The sequence below is a fragment of the Mucilaginibacter sp. CAU 1740 genome (assembly GCF_039839285.1).
In the GTDB taxonomy this organism is placed as follows: domain Bacteria; phylum Bacteroidota; class Bacteroidia; order Sphingobacteriales; family Sphingobacteriaceae; genus Mucilaginibacter.
Map to the genome: position 1 here is coordinate 346,145 of NZ_JBDOQS010000007.1, position 20,730 is coordinate 366,874.

Consider the following 20,730-nt stretch of genomic DNA (forward strand, 5'->3'; position numbering starts at 1 on the left):
GTACTTGAACCGGGACGACGAATCACGTTGCGACTGTTTTTTTCCTGGCCGTTAGTTTCTTTGCCAGCCGGTTTTGCTTCGGTTCCTCATCGCCGAGTATTATACCCCACGCTTTGAGGCTTTCAACCCGGTCAAAAATTATTTTCAGAACTGCTATTACAGGTATGGACAAAAACATACCTGGGATGCCCCAGACCATTTCACCAATGATCACACCCAATACTGTGATCAGCGCATTGATCCGAACCTTAGAGCCCACAACTAATGGCAACAATATATTGCTGTCGATAAGGTGTGTGACCACCAAGGTAATTATCACATAAATCACCGTTATTTGCTCTGGTGATGTAGCGAAGGTAACGGCGGCGCTTAACACCAGTGCTGTGAATATTCCGATATAGGGTATGATGTTGAACAAACCAGTGATCAAACCCAGCAAGATAGCATACTTAACTCCCAGGATCATAAAAGCAACGCTAACTACTGTCGCAACAATGGCCATTTCGATTAGAAGCCCTGTGATATATTTCCGGATCATAAACTGCACTTTTTCAACAATGTCATGCACCACTTTTTTGTTATCTTCTTCAAAAACCGATTCCAAAAAACGCATGATCAGTTTGCGATATAGCAAAAAGAAAAAAGTATAGATAAAAGTAAAAACTAAAAATAGCAGCATTCCCGACAAGGATAACAATGTTGCGCCTACGACCGATCCCCCGGACGCAACTACTTTGTTAGTGGTATTTGTTACGAAAGTAAGTTGCTTATGCCGCGTGACGTGAAAACTCGAACCGATCCATTCCATAACGTCATTTTGCGTTTTATGTAGTTGATTCTGGAACTGTGGCCAGTCACTCGCAAGGTCTGACACCTGGGAACCGATCACATAAAGCAGTCCGCCAATACAGGCCAGCAGGCTTAAAACCGCGAGCATTGATGCTGCACTGCGCGGTATCCGGAGCTTATTTTCCAGAAGAGCGGCAAAAGGGAGTAATAAAATGGAAAACAGACAGGAAAATATTAATGGCGAAAGGATTTCCTTTGCGATGATCACGATCCAAACCAATGCGATCAGGCTGAAAAGTACGGCGGCCAGTTTTAAATAAAACGGCAATCCCTTGAATTGTTGTATATCCACAGTATTACCTTAATTTTTGTTTTACCGTATGTACTATTTCTGCTATTGCGTAGTCTTTCGCCTTGTTCATAAATAACGAAGGATTGTCCAATAACTCGTCCAGTATTGAGGTTCCGTCTATTCGTTTCCTGGTAATGAAGTTGATAGCATAAGCTGTTCCTGCGCCTAATAAAAAAGTCTTGATCGTGCCCATAAGTTTTTTCATTGATATGGTCAACTATGATGCCACCAAATTGCAGGTTGATAAGAACAAACCAACACCATGCAAAGGCATGTGACGATGAATAACACTAAAGCTCCGGCAAAAGCAACAAGTTCCTTGGGAATTCCGGGGGAGGTTAACTCATAAGCGGAAACAGAATTTTATCTAATTGAATCAGATGGATCAATAAATCCATTGAAAAAAAATGATTGCCTTGTTAGGTGAGAGAAGTAGGTTGTAATCAATTTAGTACATAATTGTTCTTAAAAAACAATTATAATTCAATATTGTATTATAATTGTTAGGCAGATTGGTTGCTGATACGTTTATCATCTTTATAAATATTAAAGTTTTAGCCCAACTGTTTACACGATCCCCCAACTACAGATGAAAGAAAGATTCGATACATTATCAGCAACGTGCAGCAGGGAAACAACCCGGCTTTACAGTACCAGCTTTTCTCTCGGGATATTCTTTTTTAAAAAGGAGGTCCGGCGTCCGATACACGCGATATATGGTTTTGTGAGGCTGGCCGACGAGATCGTGGATAGTTTTCATGACTACCCAAAGTCATTGATGCTTGCTGAATTGAAGTCAGATACTTTTAAAGCTATTGAAAGGGGAATAAGTATTAACCCGGTAATTAATTCCTTCCAGCAGGTAGTTAATCAATTTGGCATAAAACACCAGTTGATTATCCAGTTTTTGAATAGTATGGAAATGGACCTTAAAGATCAGGCTTATACTTCAGAAAAATATGATGAATATATCATGGGCTCTGCCCAGGTTGTGGGGCTGATGTGTTTGCATGTATTTACCAATGGTAACTGGGAGGAATTCGAACGCTTAAAAATACCCGCCATGAAACTGGGTGCGGCTTTCCAAAAAGTGAATTTTCTCCGGGATGTGAATGCAGACTATCGGGAATTGAACCGGACCTATTTTCCCGACGTTGACCTGTCGGCGTTTTCTGATGAAAACAAGCGGGCTATCGAGGAAGATATCTTAAAAGAATTAAATGAAGCCTTAAATGGGATCAGGCAATTACCGCGTTCATGCCGCAAAGGGGTTTATCTGGCTTATGTTTATTACAAGCAGTTATTCCGAAAGATCGCTAAAGTCCCGGCTGAAAAAGTAATGTCGGAACGTATAAGGGTATCTAACGGCCATAAATTTTACCTGATGTTTGATTCCCTGATCAGGTACAAATTAAATGTGTTGTAAAGGCTTTATGCCTTTTAAGATACTGGTAAATCAATTGCGTTTTAAAAGATGGAAGCGGGAAAACGGTAAATTAAAACAGAAAAAAGATGAATGATAGCATTGTGATTGTTGATAAAAATGGCCTGGGTATCGGTACGATGGAAAAACTGGCGGCTCACCGTGTGGGTGCCTTTCATCGTGCCTTCTCAGTGTTCGTATTTAACAGCAAGGGACAATTATTGCTGCAGCAAAGAGCTTTCGATAAATATCATTCCGGCGGCCTTTGGACAAACACCTGCTGCAGCCATCCGCGATTGGGCGAATTAACACTTGATGCTGCACACCGACGCTTACAGGAAGAAATGGGTTTTGATTGCGAACTGAAAGAATTGTTTCAATTCAGCTATCGCCACGAGTTTGAAAACGGGCTGATCGAACATGAATATGACCATGTATTTGCAGGCATGAGCGACGAGATACCCCAGCCGGTTGCGGCTGAAGTAGCCGGTTTCAGGTATATGGAAACTGATTTGCTGTTGCTTGAATTATTAAAACACCCCGATGACTATACTGCCTGGTTTAAAATATGCCTGGAACGGGTGCTGGAAATGTATTGCTCTGCAGGTCAGGGTTAAATTAAAAACAAGTAAATATGCTGAATATTAAAAGTGAACAGATCCATGAGTTGGAAAAACAGTACAGGATCAGCCTGATCAATAGCCTGATCGGCTTTCGTTCGTTAAACCTGTTGGGGACAACCAGTAATGACGGCATATCTAATTTGTGCATCATCAGTTCTGCATTTCACCTCGGTGCAAACCCGCCGCTGATCGGGTTGGTGATCAGGCCGGAACGGGAACATAATGACACGCTGCGTAATATCAAATCAACAGGTCAGTACACCCTAAATAACGTTTTGCCAGAATGGTATATGCAGGCGCACCAAACTAGCGCAAGTTATCCTTCAGGGGTTTCAGAATTTGACACCTGCGGATTTCATAAACAATATGTGAAGGACTTCAAGGCACCCTTTGTCGGGGAATCTAACATTCGCATAGGACTGGAACTTCGGGAAATTATTGATATAGAGATTAATGGCACCACGATTGTTATCGGCGAGATCATGCACATACTAACGGATGATGATTTAATTGCAGCGGATGGAACTGTTGACCACGGCAAATCGAAAACAATGACCGTGGCCGGATTAGATACCTATTATCTTCCGCAACCTGTCGGTCAGCTGGCCTACGCAAAGCCGGGTGTAGCGCCTCATTTATCTTCACTTCAGCATTAAAAAACACGAGGAAATGAGCGGTCACAATTTATATACTAATGACTTTTTAGACCTCAAACGGCTGTCGGCTGATCCGCAGGCGGATGCTTTTATAAGGCACGTGTTTGCTGATGAGCTAAAGAAAAAGCAGTTACAGGAATGGATGGCCGGGAAGTCCGGCCCGGAACATTTGGATAGTTTAAAGGGTGTTTTTCCGGATTTTGAGATCGTGAATAAAGCCGGCAATCTACCGTTTTGGGCTGAACCCCGTTTAATGAAGAAAGGGGCAGCTTTTTATGCCAGGCATTCGACCACCATCATGAGTTTGCTTGGTTTATTATCCTTGCCGTATTGCTACACAGCGGCCAACGGCGCGATGGTATTGTATCTGTCAGAACTGATCCGGAAGCAAACCACCAAACGCCTTTATGATACCGCTGTTTTTGTTTGGGAAGTGATGGGGCCGGACGCTTTTGGAAAAAATGGCAATGCTTACGAAGAGATACTGAAAGTACGTATCATGCATGCCGCTGTTCGTTACTACACCCTGGCAAACGGACATTGGGATCAATCCTGGGGAGTTCCTATCAATCAGGAAGATATGGCCGGAACCAATCTTTCATTTTCACTTATCGTCATCCGTGGCTTACGGTTGCTCGGTTTTAACGTAAGCCAGGATGACCAGGCAGCCTTTATGCACATCTGGGCAGTGGTTGGATATTTGACAGGATTAGACAAGGACCTGATCCCCGAAAGCTCCAGAATGGCACAGCAATTAGATAACAGCATCAAAAAGCGCCAGTTTAAAACTTCAACTCAAGGGCGAGAATTAACTTCTTCGCTAACAGCGCACATCATGTCTGTTAATAAAAGTAAAGCCACCGCCGAAGATATCCTGGGCTTAATGCGCTACCTGCTTGGACAAGAGATTGCGGATATGCTGGCGATAAATGCTCCGGACTTGCCCCGATACAAGCTGACCTTAATAAAGACGATGAACCTGTTGAAAAGCTTTAAACCGGAAGGCGACAGCAAAAAGGTTTATCATGCTGCCTATGCTACTTTTAAAGCGCAGAACCCGGAACTCGTTAAAAGAAACTAAATTTGAACGATCTGCCGATAATTTTAATTCCAAACCATGAAATCATACCAACTCATTCACCAACTGATAAACCTCGTAGCGGAACTTGAGGAAGAAAACCAGGGTAGGGAAGCTTCCATTCAGGATTTTACCGGTTTTTTATTGAACAAGGTTGGTCACGCTGCTGATAGCAATACCAATAGCGAAGTGAGGTTTGGCGAAAATGATCGTGCCGCATTGGAGATCGCTTATCAGCTGGAGAATAACATCGGCCGTTTATTTGTTTTCATGAGCCGTTACGCTAAATTTTATATCAAAAAGGCTTTGGATGGTACCCCCCTGCAAACCGGCGAAGATTTTACCGCGTTGGCTATTTTACTTACACACGATCATTTATCAAAGTCGGAACTGATCGGTTATAATCTGCAGGAAAAAACATCGGGCACTGAAGTGATCAGGCGGCTGATCGCTTCAGGCCTGGTAAGGCAATGGGACGATGAGAAAGATAAACGCAGTAAGCACATTGCCATTACTGATGATGGAAAGGCGCTGTTATACCGGGTATTTGAACATACCAATTATGTAGGCAAGATCATTACCGGCAAATTAACTGTAGCGGAAAAATTCACCTTACAATACCTTTTACAGAAGCTGGAAGATTTTCATCTGGAACACCATGAAAAGAAAACGATTGTAAACAAAGAAGATCTCAGAACCCTGGCAACTGAAATTACTCCTTTAAATTGAACTACACCATGAGTTTGAATATAGTTGACATTGATCGTATTGTAGAAATACATGGGAAACAGCACAACATTTGATACCATTAAACTACAGCTCGATTTGTGAAAGGGATTAAAAAGCATAATCTGCCTCAAAAAATCTGCCTGACCTGCGGCAGGCCTTTTACCTGGCGTAAAAAATGGGATAGGGTTTGGGATGAAGTTAAATATTGTTCAGAAAAATGCAGGAAGAACCGCTGATATTAATGCTGAAGTTGGATGAAAAGAGCCAGTGCTTCTTTAATACTAAACGACAATTATATTTCCCGCCCGAAAGAAATTTTTTACAAGCTCATTTAATGCTTTTTCATCAGTTGCCAAATGACCCGGAAACTTATAAAGTATTGAAGGACTTTGCTTATGAACCTTTTTCGTTGAATATTGTCGGCTTGATGAATCTGGGTGCGGGTGTCGCGTACCGGGCGGAGTGTTCAGAACTAAATTTATTACATAAATTATTAGGTACCCATTTTAAAAATAAACTGATCCCCCAGGACTTGCAGGGCTTCCGGTCCCATATTACCATTATGAATAAAACTACGCCTGAGCGGGCGCGTGCGCTGATAAAGGAGCTTTCCGTTAGCTTTGAACCATTTTCGGTTGACAGTCTTGGTATAGACCTTTGGCAGTATCTGGGTGGCCCATGGCTGCATAAATGCAGCTATGCTTTTGCGGAGCGATTGTGGGATAATGAATTACAAAGTAAGTTATGATGTTGATTAAACGGCTTTAAAATCAGGTAGCTTAATTTCATCTTTCGTCACATCCTTGTTTTTGCTTTCAAAAAGTTTACCGATCCTTTTTACAAAACTGCTTGCCAGTATTCCCGCTACCGTATTAACTACAGCTACGCCGAATTTAGATTTTGGATGTGCAAGCCACGGAACTCCGGGCGGCAGGCTTTGAACTTTTTCAACAAACGGGCGCATGCGTTTTTCATAGGCGATGAAGGCGTCTTCATGATTACTATGCCGGGACAGTTCTCCCGCTAACAAATAAGCGCCAACAATAGCTAATGTTGTACCCATACCTGTTAAGGGGGTGGGACAATAAGCTGCATCACCTATCATCCCTGTACCACCATTGAACCACCTTGGGGCATGGATCTGACTGATGCCATCGAAATACACATCATCGCTTTTTTCGATCTCTTCCGTCAAACGCTTTTCTTCCCATCCGGCACCGGATAGTTTTTCTTTCAGGATTTTTTTCTGTTCGCCTGCTGATAACTTTTGTATACCAGCATCATCCGAAAGGAAACTAAACGATGCCCGGACAGTACCATGATTATCCGGACGGATCAACATAACCCTTGATCCCGTTGCCGTGTACCAGCGTGCCCACTGGGTGTCAGTTTCTATTTTAGGGATGGTGTACCAGGCATTATATAGTCCGATAAATTTAACTTTGAGCTCATCGCCAAAAAGCAAAGCCCGTGTGCTTGACCTAACGCCATCGGCAGCTATCAGCAAATCATATACCTCCTTGTTATCATCACTGAAGGTTACATTAACTTTGTTATCTTGCTGGTCAATTGCTGTTATGTACTTACCAAAAACATATTTTACATCATTTTTCGTACGGTTGTACAGTATATTAACAAGATCGCCCCTCAAAATTTCTGCTTCGCTGGTGAAGCTGCCGGCACCATCGCTCGGAAAGGCAGCCTTAACCTTGTTATCGCTATCAACAAACTGAAGGCCGATCTCCCCGGTATTTGCAGCAAGGATCTCTTTTTCTATGCCCATCATCCTCGCAACAGCACGACCTGCGCCTCTTATATCCAGATTTTGGCCGCCCATTCTTAGTGATTTCGAACGTTCCACTATCGTGACATCAAAGCCGTATTTAGCAAGCCAAAACGCCAGTGTAGGGCCGGCAATGCTTGCACCGGAGATCAGTACCTTTTTATTAACGTGCATCATGTTCCTGATATGTTATGTGTTTGTAAATTGCCTGGTTTCTAGTTAGCCTATGCTAACAGCATCAAGCAGGCCTTTAAAGTATAGCTAAAATTATGAATTACTGAAGCTGATTGCTGAAATTATTGTTGAAGCCTCATCAAGAGCGTTGTATCGGAATGATGTAATGGCTCTATAGAGACCATGCTGCTCTCTTGAAATGATTGCTGATCTTGATTAGTCCTTTTTAGAAGAATCTTTGACGCAATTCAGTACAGTTTTGCCGTCTTTCTTTTTCATTCCTTCTTTAGTGTAGCCTGACCAGCAGGGATCCTTTTTCTTTTTAGTTGCCATGATTTTTTGTGTTTGTCTGCGCCTACACAACAACTTTTATTCCATTAATAGTGTTAGCTAAAATACCGGAGATGACGATATTTGGCATGGTATTGGGACTGTATGAAGCCTATCTAAAAAGAAAAACATTATGGCAACTACAACAAATGCAACAGGCGTACTGAACGACCTGATCGAAATTAACAACGACCGTGTGGCGGGTTTTGAAAAAGCGATCGCTGATATTAAAGACGAAAACATTGACCTGAAGGAATTGTTCCAGGGTTATGCGGGGCAAAGCCGCAAAAATGGCCAGGAGTTAGCTGCATTGGTTGGCGACGCCGACGAAGTAGAAACTGGAAATAGTGTGGGCGGAACGTTGCACCGTGCATGGATTGATGTGAAATCTATCTTCGGGGGTAGTGACCGCGCCAGTATCCTCTCAGAAGCAGAGCGTGGTGAGGATGCGATCAAAAAAGCCTACAACGATGCCCTGAGCGGCGGCCAATTGCCGGCCGAAGCCGTACAAACGGTTCGCAGTCAGGCTACGGAGATCAACGCAGCGCATGACCAGATCAAGGCGTTGCGCGATTCTGCTAAAAACTAATGAACTGATAATTTTAAAAAGCCGCCTAATCGGGCGGCTTTTTTTTTGTATGCCTTTAGATATGACTAACCGGCCATCTTACCTGGATTTTGACAAGTCTTCTTATGCCTGGAAACCGGATATCAATTATCGGGAACACCCGGAGTTGTACCGGGTAGGTAAGGGAGAACAGGGTGTTCTGATCTGCGAACCTTATAAAAGTGAGATCGGGCAGTATTGGCGTTTTCTTAACGAGGATGTCGCCGAACAGAGCAGCGAAAAAATATTCGATTTGTTCGAAACCTACATAGCTAACGGTGATTTTGTGGGGGCAGACATGGCACGCAAGTATTTGCAGATGGGTTACACCCGTGCCCGCCGATATGCGAATTACAAAGGCGGCAAAAAATATGATGCTAACGATGATTATGCAGAAATGGAGCGGGGAACCGGAGAGCCGGAGAAAGCGGCAGCAGCAGCCATCTTTTATAAACGATGGCAAGCAGCAGAAGGCGATATAGTTTACAGCAGCTTGAGAAAGAAGTGGAAACATGAAAGAGGTTAAAAAGCATGGTCTGCCGAAACATATAAAAATCACTAATTGATCGCTATGGCCTGTAATAGGGCAAGACTGAATATTACCCAAAATAATTCGGGGTATGACAGCGGTGGACAGCCAATCTGATCCGAAAAAACCAAACTACGGGCACATTAGGCTTCAAATTGGTAGAGGTGATATGTAATAATAAATTTAACTTTTTGTTAAATATTTTAAATAAAAAATAAATAACAAAATTTAATTTGTACCTTGCGTACTTATTAAAAAAGATATAATGCAAAAAGAAGGAACTGTGAAATTTTTTAACGCCACAAAGGGCTTTGGATTTATTTCGCAAAATGACAACAGAAGTGAAATTTTCGTGCACGTTACAGGTTTAATTGACGAAATCCGCGATAACGACCAGGTAGCTTACGATGTAGAAGAGGGCCGCAAAGGTCTTAATGCGATCAATGTTAAAGTAATCTAATCATCACAATATCAAATTCGCTGAAGCATCCATTGATAAAATTGGATGCTTTTTTGTCGTTTCTAACCTCGATAGCCACAAATAAGGGTTGAATATACAAACACAATTTTATGAAATTGTTGAAGTGATTTCCTGAAAAACGCATGTTGAAGCGGTATTAATCGAAAAACAATCATGAGTAGAGATAAAGGCAGTAAAAACGTAAAAAAGGCTCCCGCAGTAGGCGGTTAATAAGTCGACTTCAGATTATCAGGCAGGCAAAAAATCGGCATCAAGCGATATTGTAACAATTAATAAAAAGAAAAAAGATTGAAGACAAACAGACTTATAAACACGCAGGTAATGGAATACCTGTTTGATCTACGGAACATAGCAATAGAACATGGTTTTAAACAAGATAAGCCATGGCAATTGAAATTGGTTAGTAAAGCCGACAAAATAGCGATTGAGAAACAATATCGTGTAAGCGTATTTGTTGAACCAGGTATTGAGCAACTTGCCCGAATGCTAAGCATGGTTGAAACGGCCCTCTCGTTTCCGCTCACAGAACCTATTCCATTGAAAGCTATTCACGTTAACGAATTACAATATCTGGTTGCGTACAACCCGATGGAGGAATGGCGTTAATATCATTGATTTACGATTAAAGCCACACGGAGTGAGGTGTTCTTAATGCCTGTAAAATAAATAGTTATATTTGAATTCTTGACATATTATGACCAAAGAGAACTCATTTAAAACCGTAGACTATATCTACATTATACTTGCCATCAGCACAATTGTTTTTTTTGCATTTATGGCCATCCGATCAACTTATGCCATTAAAGTTGCTGATGGTTCCGGTAAAATAAGCTCCCGCTAAACCTACGATAAACTCGAGATCGGTGATCTGTCTGTTTTGTTCATAATCTTTTTAGAATGAATGGTTTTGCTTAATTTATAAGAGAAATTATTATTTACTAATATTTTAGGTTGCCTGGCTAAAACTAAACAGGCTGCATATTGTAGTAGCTGTAAACATTTACAGCAGCATGAACCCGCTATTTTTTCAACTCGAACAAGGTTACCCGTTAATGGTGATCCCGGATACAGCTGCCCATTTGAATGGTCATACGATAATTACCCATACGTACAGTATTTTTCTCGATATCGGCGCTGGTAATCCATTGATAAGCAGGAGCAAAGAAAGTACCCTGCACCTCGAACGAATTAAAGATCCTGAGTATTTCGGTTACATCACATTTGAATTACCTGGCAAACTCTTCACTTATACTGCAGATGGGCAACGGGAATTAAATCATGATGAAGTGCAGGAAGTGATTGAACACCTGAGCAATATCCGCGATAACCCTGCTCTCTGGAACCAAATAAAAGATAATTAGCCGCCACGATTAATATTATCATTTATCTAATCCCCAAGTCTTAATAAATTGGAAGGTAAAAAACGCATAGCCATACTGGGCGGAGGCCCAAGCGGCCTGTTCATGTTCAAGCGACTGGTAAATACAGGGAACACAGATCTGAGTATTACCATTTTCGAGCGCAAAAATAAATTAGGATCAGGCATGCCCTATAGTGCTGAAGGCGCCAATGATGAGCATATTACCAATGTGTCGGGCAATGAGATACCACCCCTGGTTACTGCTCTGGATAATTGGGTCAAGACCATTTCTAAAGATACGCTGGATAAATACCATATGGACGCCGCCCGCTTTAACGAATACAAAGTACTGCCGCGTTTGTTGTTTGGCCAATATCTCAGCGCGCAATTCGACCTGCTTCAAAAACAGGCCCGGGAAACTGGTATCACTTATCATGTGCATTACAATACCACGGTATCAGATATTATTGATCGGCCTGAAAAAGGGGCGGTAATTATAGAAACCGAAGATGGCGAGCAATCCGAATTTGATCACGTGATCATTTGCACCGGCCATAACTGGCCGAGGAAGCATGAGGGAAGTATCCCAAATTATTTTGATTCGCCGTATCCGCCGGTGAAACTCGCCCTAAAGCTTAACCACCCGGTTGCCATAAAAGGTTCATCACTCACCGCCGTTGATGCTATCCGGACAATTGCCCGGCATAACGGTACTTTTGATAAAGACAAAAATGGCAAGCTTTTTTATACACCTCTCGCCTCGCATCCAGATTTTAAAATGGTGATGCATACCCGGAATGGCATGCTGCCTGCAGTACGTTTTCATCTGGACGATTCGCATCTATCAAATGATAGCTTGCTGAGCAAAGACGAGATCAAAACACATATCAAATCCAACGATGGATTTTTGTCGTTGGATTATATTTTTGAACGGGATTTTAAATTGCCAATAAAGGAAAAAGAACCAGGGTTTTATGAGAAGATCAAAGATATGCGCCTTGAAGAATTTGTGGATAACATGATGGCTTTGCGCGAGGAACTCGACCCTTTTCAATTATTAAAGGCCGAATATGCCGAAGCTGAGCGATCTATCAAACATAAAAAATCCATCTATTGGAAGGAAATGCTGGGTGTTTTAAGTTTTGCTTTAAACTATCCCGCTAAACATCTTTCTGCCGAGGATATGCAGCGATTACAGCATTCCCTTACACCACTTATTTCGATCGTTATCGCTTATATACCTCAAAGTTCGAGCGAAGAGTTACTGGCGCTACACCAGGCAGGCGTGTTGGAGCTGATCCCGGTTGGCGATGAGAGTAGGGTAGAACCCAATAATGGAGGTGGTGCCATTTACCACTATATAGACGAGCAAAAAAACGAGCAAAATGTACACTATCAAACATACATAGATTGCGTAGGCCAACCGCATTTAGCATTTGAGGACCTTCCGTTTAAAACCCTGATTGAAAAGCGAACTGTTACGCCAGCCAAACTCAAATTTCAATCTGCAGAGGAAGGGCTGAAGGCGATGAACTCAGGTAAGCCGGTTTCGAAGGATGAACGGGGCGATTACTATTTAAAAGTCTCCGGCATTACTATCAATGATCATTTCCAGGTGATGGATGCATATGGTGCTTTTAATGAACGGATCTATATGATGGCAGTGCCTTACATCGGAGGGTATAACCCGGATTATTCCGGTCTTGATTTTAGTGAAGAGGTATCTGGTATCATTATTGAAAGATTAATGCTATGAAGTTATACCTTTTACTGTTAGGAGCTGAAGCACCTGGCAGGGTAGTTGAACAACATGATTATTTTTTTGGCATTGCCGAAAGCTTACCCGACTTAGTGCAAGAAGTCCGGGCGTTCTGGCCGGAGGCGGGTGGTAGCCTGCACATTGACGGCTGGCGGGAAGTAACTAAGATTGATGGTTTTACAGTGCAGGTTGTTCCTTTAAATGGTGAAAGTCCCGTATCTGCTAACAAACTATTCTTTCTAAATCTTGGCGGCTACACTACAGGAAAGCTGGAAGAACAGCACTACACAATGCTCACAATACAAAATAGCCGTCAAGATGCTATCCAATTTGCAAAAAAAAGCCTTTTTTTTAACACCAACTCGTTAAAGGGCATTGCCACCGCTCATATTGATGAAAAATACGGGATTGATGTGGATAGTGTTCACAATATCCAGGATTTACTGTCGCCGGCCCTGAAAGCCAAGTACCAGGTCGTTTTCGGCGATGGCAGCAATATGCCTGAGGATGAGATTCATTTAGGCTATTTTAAACTGGATAAGCTTAAATGAACCGTAGGGATAAATTACTTGACTGGATAAAACAGCGGCACAAAGGTCAGCTGATCAGGCGCACCGCCGAGCCTTACATCGATCATCTTATTGCTGTTGCCGAGTTAGCCTCCATAATCCCTTTGGGTTACGAAACAGGCCTTTGTCATGATCTTTTTGAAGATACCGAAACAATCGAGGCAGAACTTCTTTCGGCATTAATCGGTTTTGATTATACATACCATGAAGCGCACCTGATCATGAATTGTACTGTAGAACTGACAGACGTGTTCACGAAGAAAAATTATCCCGAATTTAAAAAGAAGGATAGGAAAGCGAGAGAGGGTGCCCGCTTAGCCGCTATTAGCTCTACTGCACAGACCGTTAAATATGCTGACCTGATCTACAATATCGGTTGGGTACTAAGGTACGATCTTAAACACGCTTTGAAATATCTATCGAAAAAGCGTTTGCTTTTAGCTGTTATGAAGAGTGGCAAGCCAAGCCTGCACTTGAAGGCCATGAGCTTGATCAATGATTCTCTTTCCAAATTAACATCAAATAGCTTTACTGATCTGTAAATGCAGGGTAAACAAACGATTAAGAATATCAGTAATCAGTGATAGTCAGATTTTATTTTCTCTTGTAGCGCACCGCTTTCAATTTATGATTTTCACCCGCGGCATCAATAGAATGGGTACAGGTAATATCGTCTTCATTTTCAGCCAGATCTGATAACTGTTGGTAGAATTTATGCAGATGGTCCAGTTCTTTTTCGGTAAGGTCTTCAATATCAACCATCCTGTTGCTGGCCCCTTCGTGCGCTGCCAGAAGTTCATTCAGCTTCAGGTGAATGGCTTTTGAATCTTTATTCTGGGATTTTTGGATCAGGAACACCATCAGAAATGTAATGATGGTTGTACCTGTATTAATGATCAATTGCCAGGTATCTGAGTATTTAGCCAACGGCCCGGTTAACAGCCAAATGACGATAGCGGCAATTGCGATAATAAAAGCCGCGGAACTACCGGTAGCTGCCGTAGCCCAGTTTGAAAAACGCTCGAATAAGTTCTTTTTCTGTTTCATTGAAGGAGGTTATGCCAACAAAGGAATAAAAGATGTATTTGTTTGAAAATTAATTAATTATAAATACAAAACAATATCGGGTTTTAACAACTTGTTGGTATGAACATTTTAGCAATATTAAACATGAACTCTATACTTTACATCATCGCCGTTATTCTGGTAATTGGCTGGGCCATCGGGACATTTGCTTATGCTGCAGGTAGCTTAATTCACATCTTATTGGTTATCGCTGTTATCGCTGTGCTCCTGGGCGTAATCAGGGGGAGATCGGTAGTTTAGGCGAGTATGTTTTCGGCAAATAAAGTTTAATTTACAAATCTACTTATGAAAGCGTTAATCATTAATTGTACACTTAAGCGCAGCCCTTATTTTTCTAATACTGGTGCGCTGGCGGAGAAGGCTGCAGGACAATTGGAAGAACAAGGTTTTGAAACCGAAATCATCCGACTGAACGACTACAAGGTTTTGACCGGCAACTCTTCGGATGAAGGAGAAGGCGACCAATGGCCACTGATATTGGAAAAAATCAAAGCCTGCCAGATCTTTATTATTGCCACCCCTATATGGATGGGGAATTTGGCATCCACATCGCAAAAAGTAATTGAACGGCTTGACGCTATCTTCCGGGATGAAGAATTAAGCAGCAAAGAAAACGGCCAATACATGCCCTATAACAAAGTAGGAGGCTGTTTGGTAACCGGTAATGAAGATGGCGCTCATAGCAGTGCCGCACAGGTACTTTGGGCGCTGCAGGAAGTAGGCTTTACGATTCCTCCAAATGTGAATGCGTATTGGGTTGGAATGGCCGGCGGCGAAAAAGATTACGTTGAGGGCGGTGGGGAACGTTATTTGTACACCAACAAAACGCTTCGTTATATGACTACTAACCTGGCCTGGTTTGCCAAACTACTTGCTGCTAACCCGATAGGTACCAACTTGCTTGAAGAGGACAAAAAAGCGGAAGCCGAAAGCGATGCCGAAGATGACGAATAGCCTTAGACAAGAAAAGAATCAATAATTGGAAAACTTTAAAATGGGCTTTTGAGCGGTCTTTTTTTATTGTGTATTTATTACACAATAAAAGTAACATTCTGATTTTAAGTACGTAATAGGCTTAAAATCAGAAGGGAAGAAGTTAGTGTCAGGAAAGCGTTTAAGATCGGAAATTGAATTATTGAAAAAGCAGGTATATGTTAAAGCAGGGCTGAAATCGGTTGGTCTGGCGGATATAGCATCACTAACTGCTCAAATTAAAAAGGAAACAAACCTTGATTTGAGCCAGGTTACGATGAGCAGGTTGTTTGGCCTAACAGGGAGCAAATTCGGGCCATCCTTATTTACACTACATGTATTGTCGGTTTACTGCGGCTGCGAGAGTTGGGATAATTTTCTACAAGTAAATAAATCAAATTACAAGCTTTAAAAAGCTGCAATTTGATTTATTGGTTTAGCAGACTCGTCAATTTTTGAATGAAATTTAAGTAAGGTAAATCGTTTAGCGAGATGCCTTTGCCATCTTGAATAGGCTTTAATTGTTGGTTTACAGTATAGCTACTCCTTTTTAGATTATATGCAACCATTTATATAAATCATTGTTAACCTCATCATGCAACAAGGAAATACTAAAACAAGGTACAACGATAAAGAATTAGATGAGTTTAAAATATTGATCAAGGACAAGATCAGTATGGCACGAGAAGAGCTACAAGAACTGGTTGGAACACTTAGCGCTGCTAACTCAAATGGCGACGATGCCGCGATAGCTGGCAAGACTTTGGAAGATGGCTCAGCTACTTTTGAGAAAGAGCAAACCAATCAACTGGCAGCACGTCAGAAAAAGTTTATTGAGCAGCTTGAAGCCGCTCTGATGCGTATTGAAACCAAAACTTATGGTATTTGCAGGTCCACGGGTAAACTAATTCCCAAAGAGCGCCTGCGTGCTGTTCCGCACACTACCCAGAGCATGGAAGCAAAACTTAAACAGGCGTGAGTTCGGCATTTATTAAAGAAGGCGAGGCGAGGCATCTCAAAGATGTCGCGCCTAATCTTGGCGCATTACTGCTATTTTTGCGGATAGAAAATAACGGTACCGTTATTCGCGATGAAAAGATTTATCATAATGAAAAGTACGGCCGTGATATTTATGAAATGAGTGACGGCCTGGTTTATGCACTAAATAACGACAACCAGTGGTATATTATCCTGGATTAATTTGCCGCAACTCCCTGGTAAGCCTCCATTGCAATTAAAGTTCGTACGATGATTTCCGGTTGATCTCAATTACCAGGTTTTTGATCACCTCACGTCCGCTTAACCAACGCTTTAAACGGTTTGCCTTGCGGATCTCCTGTCTATCTTTCAAGTCATGATCTTTTTTATAATAATCCGGCATCAGGTTTTTCATCGCGTTGTGGATCGTTTCGATGCTTCCATTTAATATCATCTCTGGATTGGTTTTCACCAAATCTGCCAGTGCTTCGGCCATGCTGGCCGCATAATAGGGGCAGTCCCAATCGTGATTATAGGGATGATCACCTTTTACGTTCACCTTTTGCAGTGGATGGGAGAGGTCTTCTATGATCTCGGTTATACCCAGGCCGAAAACGTTCGAATATTCTTCAATAAAATAATTCCACCAGCGTGGATGTCGCGGCAGATCTTTAAGCAAGGTATCACAAACTAAAACCCGCATTGGAAAGTCGGGGTTAGTTGGATCCATGATTACCAGAGAGGTACCGAAATGCCCTTCCTGCTGCGAATGCCTGCTATAAATAACAAAAAACTGCGGCACGCTTTCGCATTCGTTTTGCATAGTGGCGGCGAGTATTTTAATATCCTGTAATCTATCTTCCAAAAAACCGCGTTTAAACAGGATGTGCAACCGGCCTTCCGATTTTGCTATGCAACGTTTTCTGTTCTCATTAAAAACATTCTCGTTTGCGGGGCGGCTCATAAAATGATTGCCGCTATTGTAGCAAAGCTCCGAATCAGTGTGGTAGGTGCCGATATCAGCCATATCACCTGCTTCTGTCTGCTTGTTGGGGTGAATAGCGCGGAACGGCACATGCATACTTTCGCTATCCATACGGCGGGCAAGATTATATATCCGCTGCTCCGTAGCCGCCAATAATGGATCACCGCTAAGGGGATCAAAATAAACTACTTTTGAGCGGCGGCCTAAATGGCAGGCAATGAAGCGTTTTTTTAATAACTGCTGAATAGGATGCCTCGTGTTTAAAAAGAAATCCCGCAGAGCATCATTTATGATATATTCATCAAAGGGTTGTTCAAATTGCAATAGTGTATTTTGCTGATGCCCGTTAACCCATTCGCGTAAAAATAAATGCACTTCCTGATCGAAACAGAGATTGGCTGCCACAGCCACCTCTTTTGTTAAAGCGCATAATTCCATAAAATCTACGTGGGAGAATAAAGACTGAGCAATAAATATAATAAATAAAAATCCGGTTAAAGGATCCTAATTATTTTATTTGGCGGTATTTTTTACTCCTTTATCGGATACTTTCTTCGTAGGTTTTTCATATAGAGGATGTCCCTATCGGCGATTGCTGTAAACACACATGCGTTATCTAATAACATCATCTGCAAGTTTCTGCTTAAACAAGCCTTTTTTATAATCCTTGATAAACTGCCTGTAGTCGGATTTTACCTTCGCTGCATAATTTTCCGCATAATCTATCAGTAGTGGTTGCCACTCTTCCGATTTCCCAAAAGCGATCAGATCGTCAATAATGGAAGAGCCTTGCATGCCGCCGCTCCGCAAATGCGAGGAAGCGGTGAGCGTTGCCATATCACTGATCACCTGGTACATATCCCGGTAATTGTTCAATTGTTTAAATTTAATAGTGTCTTTAACCGGTTGCAGTTCCTGGATCACAAAAGTATCGCCGCGAAATGTGGTGGTACTTAACAAGGCAGCTGGCACCTGCTGCATGCGTTTCTGGATATTGATAATCCGTTCCGATTCATTAGGCCAATCCAGCTGTTGTACCGGCAGATAAGGATACACAGACGATTGCATGGACTGCTTCATATCCAGCATCAGGTATTTGTTTTTCGTGTTGGTACTTTTTAAAAGGAACAGATAACGCCTTACGCCGATACTTCCGGTTCCGGCCAGGCGAAAAACCGTGCTGATAACCTCGTAATTGTAAGGGCCATCATCACTGTTCTGTACCCAATCATTGATATGGGATTTCAGTTCGCTTTTAGCTTTTTATCCAGCTTAAAATGGCGTTCATCTTCCAGCGAAAGGATGATCTTCCGTTTTTTGCTGATGGTGCGCTTTTTTAGCAAATCTTTCTCATTGCTATGATCTGCCCTGTTCAAAAACTCCTTCACAATTCCCCTTGCTGTACGCGGTTCTATACTGATCGCTTTTGCGTTCAACAATGTATTCGCATAATCGCGGATATACAACTGAGCCATTTTTAAAGCTTTTTCAGGCTCGAAACCAAGATTGTCAAAAGCGATAAAAATACTGGCCGTCATCCGGGCCAGTTCATAGCAAACAGGGGCGAGTACGGCTTCGTCAAAATCGTTCAGGTCGAAATAAACCAGCTTATTATCGCCTTTATAACTGCCAAAATTTTCAATGTGCAGGTCGCCGCAGATCCAACCTAATGGTGAGAGGGGCAGGGGCGAAGCTTTGGCTAAATCCTCATAAAATAAATGACAGGTTCCCCTGAAAAACCGAAAATGGTTTTCGGCCATACCTTCATATTTCAGCGCCACCATTTCGGGCAGGCGGCCGCTATTAAATTCAATTAATCGTTCGGATAATGCAGACATGGATATGCCGGTTCAAATGGTAAAGCTGCAACACTTGGTATGGATTAATGTTTAATAATCCATGGCTTTTTTTGATCACCTCTGCAGGAATAGAATTGGCTGGTAGCAGTCAAAAACTTTTAGTCAAAGTGCACTCAGGCAACCTCACAATTAGGCAAACTGAAATGAAAAGTAGATCCTTCATTTTCTTTACTTTCTACCCAGATCTTACCGCCATGGTCGGTCACAATTTTTGAGGTTATATAAAGCCCCATACCCAATCCGGCGTGGGTTTTACTGACATCTTCGGCGCGGTAAAATTTATCAAAAATTGACGTCATCGTATCGGCCGACATACCAATACCCTGATCTTTAATTGATATGGTAATATGCCCTTCACTATTGAGGCCTGAACTAACTTCTACGCTTGTATTAGTACGTGAGTATTTCGCGGCATTGCCCAAAAGGTTTGAAAAAACCTGTTCCATCCGTAAGATATCTATCATTACGTCGATATCCTCGCCCAAAGCGCTGTTAATAGTATGGTTGGGCATAATGCTTTGCATAACAGCCAATTGATCCGCAATAAAACTATTTAGCTTTACTTGTTGCATAGCATAGTGCAGGTTACCGTTTTCCGCCCGTGAAATATCAAGGAGTTGCTGAACTAACGAATTAAGCTTATTAGACTGCAGGTCTATTTTATTCAATACTCCTCTCAACCGATCGGAAACAGGTTCTTTTGTAGTTTTTGCCATCTGAGTGAAGGCTTTTAAAACAGTTAGAGGCGTTTTAAGTTCATGGCTGGCAATGGAGATAAATTCGGTTTTCTTTTCGTCTATTAGTTTTGTTCGTCTTAATTCCTCTTCCTGCTCCGCAGTTAGTTTGTGCAGGTGCGAGTTTCGTCGTTTTATTTCTTCGTAAGCATTAAGGGGCAGTTCCTCGTGAAAGAATTTTCTAAGTATGCCGATCTTAACCGCGTCAAGCTTTAATGACCGTGGTAGCCCCAGCTTCATATCTATAACATAACCACCATTTTGGCCGGTTAATTCAAACTCGGGCACCAGCTTTTGGGCATAATAAAAACCTTCATCGCCAGCGGTTAGTTTAATTTCGGTATTGAATATTACATTGGCCTTTAACGCGTACCGTGTTTTGTTTTGTTCGATACTTATAGTAAGCGTACCATTATCCGTGTATTCAATAATGGCGCGGGCCACTTCCGATACCGCGGTGGCAAATGTTGTTTGTGTTGCTATGGTTAACCCAAGCTTTTCGGCAACCTTCATCGACCGCTTGTGAGCAAGCACCAGGTCCATTTCATTCTCGAGCGAGATGCTTACTACTTCTGTCATTTTATTTAACTTTTGCTATGATCACCGACATGTCGTCGTTTTTACGTGCATGGTCTTTATATATGGCGGCAGCTAAAACGGAAAGATCGTATTTATACATTAACGGATATTTTGCAAGGTCGATGCGGGTTTTAATCCCGTCAGAACAAAGCATCACCTGGTTAAATTCATCCAACAGGGTATTGCTGATCATTCATGGTATTAGGTATGTTATGGCCCACAATGCCGTTGTACGACATATGGTTTTTGAAATTTACCGGCCCAAACATGCGCGCGGCAATATTACCTATACCGG

Annotated in this window: 29 protein-coding genes; 20 read left to right on the forward strand and 9 right to left on the reverse strand. The window is 42.1% G+C overall.

What is annotated here, in order from left to right:
* Window positions 1-22: 22 nt before the first annotated feature.
* Together AAFN85_RS17310 and AAFN85_RS17315 are read right to left on the reverse strand one after the other, a co-directional pair.
* Complete coding sequence (locus tag AAFN85_RS17310; RefSeq protein WP_347528862.1) at window positions 23-1,141, reverse strand: AI-2E family transporter; 1,119 nt, start codon at window positions 1,139-1,141, stop codon at window positions 23-25.
* 4 nt (window positions 1,142-1,145) lie between these two features.
* Window positions 1,146-1,334, reverse strand: a complete 189-nt coding sequence (locus tag AAFN85_RS17315) for a YtxH domain-containing protein (RefSeq protein WP_347528863.1) — start codon at window positions 1,332-1,334, stop codon at window positions 1,146-1,148.
* A gap of 396 nt (window positions 1,335-1,730) precedes the next feature.
* Here AAFN85_RS17315 and AAFN85_RS17320 point away from each other — a divergent pair, with 396 nt between their 5' ends.
* The 7 genes from AAFN85_RS17320 (at window position 1,731) to AAFN85_RS17350 (ending at window position 6,398) form a co-directional block, all read left to right on the forward strand.
* Window positions 1,731-2,567, forward strand: a complete 837-nt coding sequence (locus tag AAFN85_RS17320) for a phytoene/squalene synthase family protein (protein ID WP_347528864.1) — start codon at window positions 1,731-1,733, stop codon at window positions 2,565-2,567.
* Window positions 2,568-2,653: 86 nt separating this feature from the next.
* Window positions 2,654-3,181: an isopentenyl-diphosphate Delta-isomerase gene (idi, locus tag AAFN85_RS17325; RefSeq protein WP_347528865.1), complete on the forward strand. Its 528-nt coding sequence runs from the start codon at window positions 2,654-2,656 to the stop codon at window positions 3,179-3,181.
* 17 nt (window positions 3,182-3,198) lie between these two features.
* Window positions 3,199-3,843 carry a flavin reductase family protein gene (locus AAFN85_RS17330; protein WP_347528866.1) on the forward strand — a complete coding sequence of 215 codons (645 nt, stop codon included), beginning with the start codon at window positions 3,199-3,201 and terminating at the stop codon, window positions 3,841-3,843.
* 13 nt (window positions 3,844-3,856) lie between these two features.
* Window positions 3,857-4,924 carry an oxygenase MpaB family protein gene (locus AAFN85_RS17335; RefSeq protein ID WP_347528867.1) on the forward strand — a complete coding sequence of 356 codons (1,068 nt, stop codon included), beginning with the start codon at window positions 3,857-3,859 and terminating at the stop codon, window positions 4,922-4,924.
* 36 nt (window positions 4,925-4,960) lie between these two features.
* Window positions 4,961-5,650: a MarR family winged helix-turn-helix transcriptional regulator gene (locus AAFN85_RS17340; RefSeq protein ID WP_347528868.1), complete on the forward strand. Its 690-nt coding sequence runs from the start codon at window positions 4,961-4,963 to the stop codon at window positions 5,648-5,650.
* 98 nt (window positions 5,651-5,748) lie between these two features.
* Window positions 5,749-5,886 carry a DUF2256 domain-containing protein gene (locus AAFN85_RS17345; protein ID WP_347528869.1) on the forward strand — a complete coding sequence of 46 codons (138 nt, stop codon included), beginning with the start codon at window positions 5,749-5,751 and terminating at the stop codon, window positions 5,884-5,886.
* Window positions 5,868-6,398 carry a 2'-5' RNA ligase family protein gene (locus AAFN85_RS17350; protein WP_347528870.1) on the forward strand — a complete coding sequence of 177 codons (531 nt, stop codon included), beginning with the start codon at window positions 5,868-5,870 and terminating at the stop codon, window positions 6,396-6,398. The genes AAFN85_RS17345 and AAFN85_RS17350 overlap by 19 nt, the downstream gene beginning before the upstream one ends.
* A gap of 6 nt (window positions 6,399-6,404) precedes the next feature.
* On the opposite strand, the gene AAFN85_RS17355 is transcribed toward AAFN85_RS17350, so the two are convergent.
* On the reverse strand, window positions 6,405-7,610 hold the full coding sequence (locus AAFN85_RS17355; protein ID WP_347528871.1) for an FAD-dependent monooxygenase: 1,206 nt from the start codon (window positions 7,608-7,610) through the stop codon (window positions 6,405-6,407).
* Window positions 7,611-8,070: 460 nt separating this feature from the next.
* Here AAFN85_RS17355 and AAFN85_RS17360 point away from each other — a divergent pair, with 460 nt between their 5' ends.
* From AAFN85_RS17360 to AAFN85_RS17400, 9 genes are all read left to right on the forward strand, one after another.
* Window positions 8,071-8,526 carry a PA2169 family four-helix-bundle protein gene (locus AAFN85_RS17360; RefSeq protein WP_347528872.1) on the forward strand — a complete coding sequence of 152 codons (456 nt, stop codon included), beginning with the start codon at window positions 8,071-8,073 and terminating at the stop codon, window positions 8,524-8,526.
* 61 nt (window positions 8,527-8,587) lie between these two features.
* Window positions 8,588-9,070 carry a DUF4385 domain-containing protein gene (locus tag AAFN85_RS17365; RefSeq protein WP_347528873.1) on the forward strand — a complete coding sequence of 161 codons (483 nt, stop codon included), beginning with the start codon at window positions 8,588-8,590 and terminating at the stop codon, window positions 9,068-9,070.
* 268 nt (window positions 9,071-9,338) lie between these two features.
* The gene (locus tag AAFN85_RS17370) at window positions 9,339-9,533 is read left to right on the forward strand and encodes a cold shock domain-containing protein (protein WP_091207888.1); all 195 of its coding nucleotides are present in this window, start codon (window positions 9,339-9,341) and stop codon (window positions 9,531-9,533) included.
* A 309-nt stretch (window positions 9,534-9,842) separates the two neighbouring features.
* Window positions 9,843-10,160 carry a hypothetical protein gene (locus tag AAFN85_RS17375; RefSeq protein WP_347528874.1) on the forward strand — a complete coding sequence of 106 codons (318 nt, stop codon included), beginning with the start codon at window positions 9,843-9,845 and terminating at the stop codon, window positions 10,158-10,160.
* 88 nt (window positions 10,161-10,248) lie between these two features.
* A complete protein-coding gene (locus AAFN85_RS17380) occupies window positions 10,249-10,395 on the forward strand; it encodes a hypothetical protein (protein WP_154402481.1) in 147 nt (48 codons plus the stop codon).
* Between the two features lie 169 nt (window positions 10,396-10,564).
* Complete coding sequence (locus AAFN85_RS17385; RefSeq protein WP_347528875.1) at window positions 10,565-10,915, forward strand: hypothetical protein; 351 nt, start codon at window positions 10,565-10,567, stop codon at window positions 10,913-10,915.
* Between the two features lie 48 nt (window positions 10,916-10,963).
* Window positions 10,964-12,670, forward strand: coding sequence for an FAD/NAD(P)-binding protein (locus tag AAFN85_RS17390; protein WP_347528876.1), 1,707 nt, complete (start codon window positions 10,964-10,966; stop codon window positions 12,668-12,670).
* Window positions 12,667-13,224 carry a DUF1543 domain-containing protein gene (locus AAFN85_RS17395; protein ID WP_347528877.1) on the forward strand — a complete coding sequence of 186 codons (558 nt, stop codon included), beginning with the start codon at window positions 12,667-12,669 and terminating at the stop codon, window positions 13,222-13,224. Before AAFN85_RS17390 ends, AAFN85_RS17395 begins: the two co-directional genes overlap by 4 nt.
* Complete coding sequence (locus AAFN85_RS17400) at window positions 13,221-13,784, forward strand: hypothetical protein (RefSeq protein WP_347528878.1); 564 nt, start codon at window positions 13,221-13,223, stop codon at window positions 13,782-13,784. The genes AAFN85_RS17395 and AAFN85_RS17400 overlap by 4 nt, the downstream gene beginning before the upstream one ends.
* A 52-nt stretch (window positions 13,785-13,836) precedes the next feature.
* Here the strand turns inward: AAFN85_RS17400 and AAFN85_RS17405 are convergent, their stop codons facing one another.
* Complete coding sequence (locus tag AAFN85_RS17405) at window positions 13,837-14,289, reverse strand: low affinity iron permease family protein (protein WP_347528879.1); 453 nt, start codon at window positions 14,287-14,289, stop codon at window positions 13,837-13,839.
* 123 nt (window positions 14,290-14,412) lie between these two features.
* Here AAFN85_RS17405 and AAFN85_RS17410 point away from each other — a divergent pair, with 123 nt between their 5' ends.
* From AAFN85_RS17410 to AAFN85_RS17425, 4 genes are all read left to right on the forward strand, one after another.
* Window positions 14,413-14,568, forward strand: a complete 156-nt coding sequence (locus tag AAFN85_RS17410) for a lmo0937 family membrane protein (protein ID WP_114940841.1) — start codon at window positions 14,413-14,415, stop codon at window positions 14,566-14,568.
* A 45-nt stretch (window positions 14,569-14,613) separates the two neighbouring features.
* Complete coding sequence (locus AAFN85_RS17415; protein WP_347528880.1) at window positions 14,614-15,282, forward strand: flavodoxin family protein; 669 nt, start codon at window positions 14,614-14,616, stop codon at window positions 15,280-15,282.
* A gap of 613 nt (window positions 15,283-15,895) precedes the next feature.
* A complete protein-coding gene (locus AAFN85_RS17420; RefSeq protein ID WP_347528881.1) occupies window positions 15,896-16,279 on the forward strand; it encodes a TraR/DksA C4-type zinc finger protein in 384 nt (127 codons plus the stop codon).
* Window positions 16,276-16,500 (forward strand): hypothetical protein, encoded by a 225-nt coding sequence (locus AAFN85_RS17425; protein WP_347528882.1) that lies wholly within the window; start codon window positions 16,276-16,278, stop codon window positions 16,498-16,500. The genes AAFN85_RS17420 and AAFN85_RS17425 overlap by 4 nt, the downstream gene beginning before the upstream one ends.
* A gap of 34 nt (window positions 16,501-16,534) precedes the next feature.
* On the opposite strand, the gene AAFN85_RS17430 is transcribed toward AAFN85_RS17425, so the two are convergent.
* The 5 genes from AAFN85_RS17430 to AAFN85_RS17450 all read right to left on the reverse strand — a co-directional run bounded on the left by AAFN85_RS17430 (window position 16,535) and on the right by AAFN85_RS17450 (window position 20,628).
* Complete coding sequence (locus AAFN85_RS17430; protein WP_347528883.1) at window positions 16,535-17,668, reverse strand: hypothetical protein; 1,134 nt, start codon at window positions 17,666-17,668, stop codon at window positions 16,535-16,537.
* A 207-nt stretch (window positions 17,669-17,875) separates the two neighbouring features.
* A complete protein-coding gene (locus tag AAFN85_RS17435) occupies window positions 17,876-18,511 on the reverse strand; it encodes a DUF2252 family protein (protein WP_347528891.1) in 636 nt (211 codons plus the stop codon).
* Entirely contained in the window at window positions 18,508-19,101 is a 594-nt protein-coding gene (locus AAFN85_RS17440) for a DUF2252 family protein (protein ID WP_347528884.1), read from the reverse strand. Before AAFN85_RS17440 ends, AAFN85_RS17435 begins: the two co-directional genes overlap by 4 nt.
* A 134-nt stretch (window positions 19,102-19,235) precedes the next feature.
* A complete protein-coding gene (locus AAFN85_RS17445) occupies window positions 19,236-20,435 on the reverse strand; it encodes a sensor histidine kinase (protein ID WP_347528885.1) in 1,200 nt (399 codons plus the stop codon).
* 1 nt (window position 20,436) lies between these two features.
* Window positions 20,437-20,628, reverse strand: a complete 192-nt coding sequence (locus AAFN85_RS17450; protein ID WP_347528886.1) for a hypothetical protein — start codon at window positions 20,626-20,628, stop codon at window positions 20,437-20,439.
* Between the last annotated feature and the right edge of the window lie 102 nt (window positions 20,629-20,730).

Coding starts and splice junctions, on each gene's coding strand:
- AAFN85_RS17320 (WP_347528864.1), top strand. CDS start 1,731: ATGAAAGAAAGATTCGATACATTATCAGCAACGTGCAGCAGGGAAACA.
- AAFN85_RS17410 (WP_114940841.1), top strand. CDS start 14,413: ATGAACTCTATACTTTACATCATCGCCGTTATTCTGGTAATTGGCTGG.
- AAFN85_RS17440 (WP_347528884.1), bottom strand. CDS start 19,101: ATGTCTGCATTATCCGAACGATTAATTGAATTTAATAGCGGCCGCCTG.
- AAFN85_RS17380 (WP_154402481.1), top strand. CDS start 10,249: ATGACCAAAGAGAACTCATTTAAAACCGTAGACTATATCTACATTATA.
- AAFN85_RS17330 (WP_347528866.1), top strand. CDS start 3,199: ATGCTGAATATTAAAAGTGAACAGATCCATGAGTTGGAAAAACAGTAC.
- AAFN85_RS17400 (WP_347528878.1), top strand. CDS start 13,221: ATGAACCGTAGGGATAAATTACTTGACTGGATAAAACAGCGGCACAAA.
- AAFN85_RS17355 (WP_347528871.1), bottom strand. CDS start 7,610: ATGATGCACGTTAATAAAAAGGTACTGATCTCCGGTGCAAGCATTGCC.
- AAFN85_RS17315 (WP_347528863.1), bottom strand. CDS start 1,334: ATGGGCACGATCAAGACTTTTTTATTAGGCGCAGGAACAGCTTATGCT.
- AAFN85_RS17420 (WP_347528881.1), top strand. CDS start 15,896: ATGCAACAAGGAAATACTAAAACAAGGTACAACGATAAAGAATTAGAT.
- AAFN85_RS17395 (WP_347528877.1), top strand. CDS start 12,667: ATGAAGTTATACCTTTTACTGTTAGGAGCTGAAGCACCTGGCAGGGTA.
- AAFN85_RS17335 (WP_347528867.1), top strand. CDS start 3,857: ATGAGCGGTCACAATTTATATACTAATGACTTTTTAGACCTCAAACGG.
- AAFN85_RS17365 (WP_347528873.1), top strand. CDS start 8,588: ATGACTAACCGGCCATCTTACCTGGATTTTGACAAGTCTTCTTATGCC.
- AAFN85_RS17450 (WP_347528886.1), bottom strand. CDS start 20,628: ATGATCAGCAATACCCTGTTGGATGAATTTAACCAGGTGATGCTTTGT.
- AAFN85_RS17405 (WP_347528879.1), bottom strand. CDS start 14,289: ATGAAACAGAAAAAGAACTTATTCGAGCGTTTTTCAAACTGGGCTACG.
- idi (WP_347528865.1), top strand. CDS start 2,654: ATGAATGATAGCATTGTGATTGTTGATAAAAATGGCCTGGGTATCGGT.
- AAFN85_RS17350 (WP_347528870.1), top strand. CDS start 5,868: ATGCAGGAAGAACCGCTGATATTAATGCTGAAGTTGGATGAAAAGAGC.
- AAFN85_RS17340 (WP_347528868.1), top strand. CDS start 4,961: ATGAAATCATACCAACTCATTCACCAACTGATAAACCTCGTAGCGGAA.
- AAFN85_RS17370 (WP_091207888.1), top strand. CDS start 9,339: ATGCAAAAAGAAGGAACTGTGAAATTTTTTAACGCCACAAAGGGCTTT.
- AAFN85_RS17445 (WP_347528885.1), bottom strand. CDS start 20,435: ATGACAGAAGTAGTAAGCATCTCGCTCGAGAATGAAATGGACCTGGTG.
- AAFN85_RS17385 (WP_347528875.1), top strand. CDS start 10,565: ATGAACCCGCTATTTTTTCAACTCGAACAAGGTTACCCGTTAATGGTG.
- AAFN85_RS17360 (WP_347528872.1), top strand. CDS start 8,071: ATGGCAACTACAACAAATGCAACAGGCGTACTGAACGACCTGATCGAA.
- AAFN85_RS17415 (WP_347528880.1), top strand. CDS start 14,614: ATGAAAGCGTTAATCATTAATTGTACACTTAAGCGCAGCCCTTATTTT.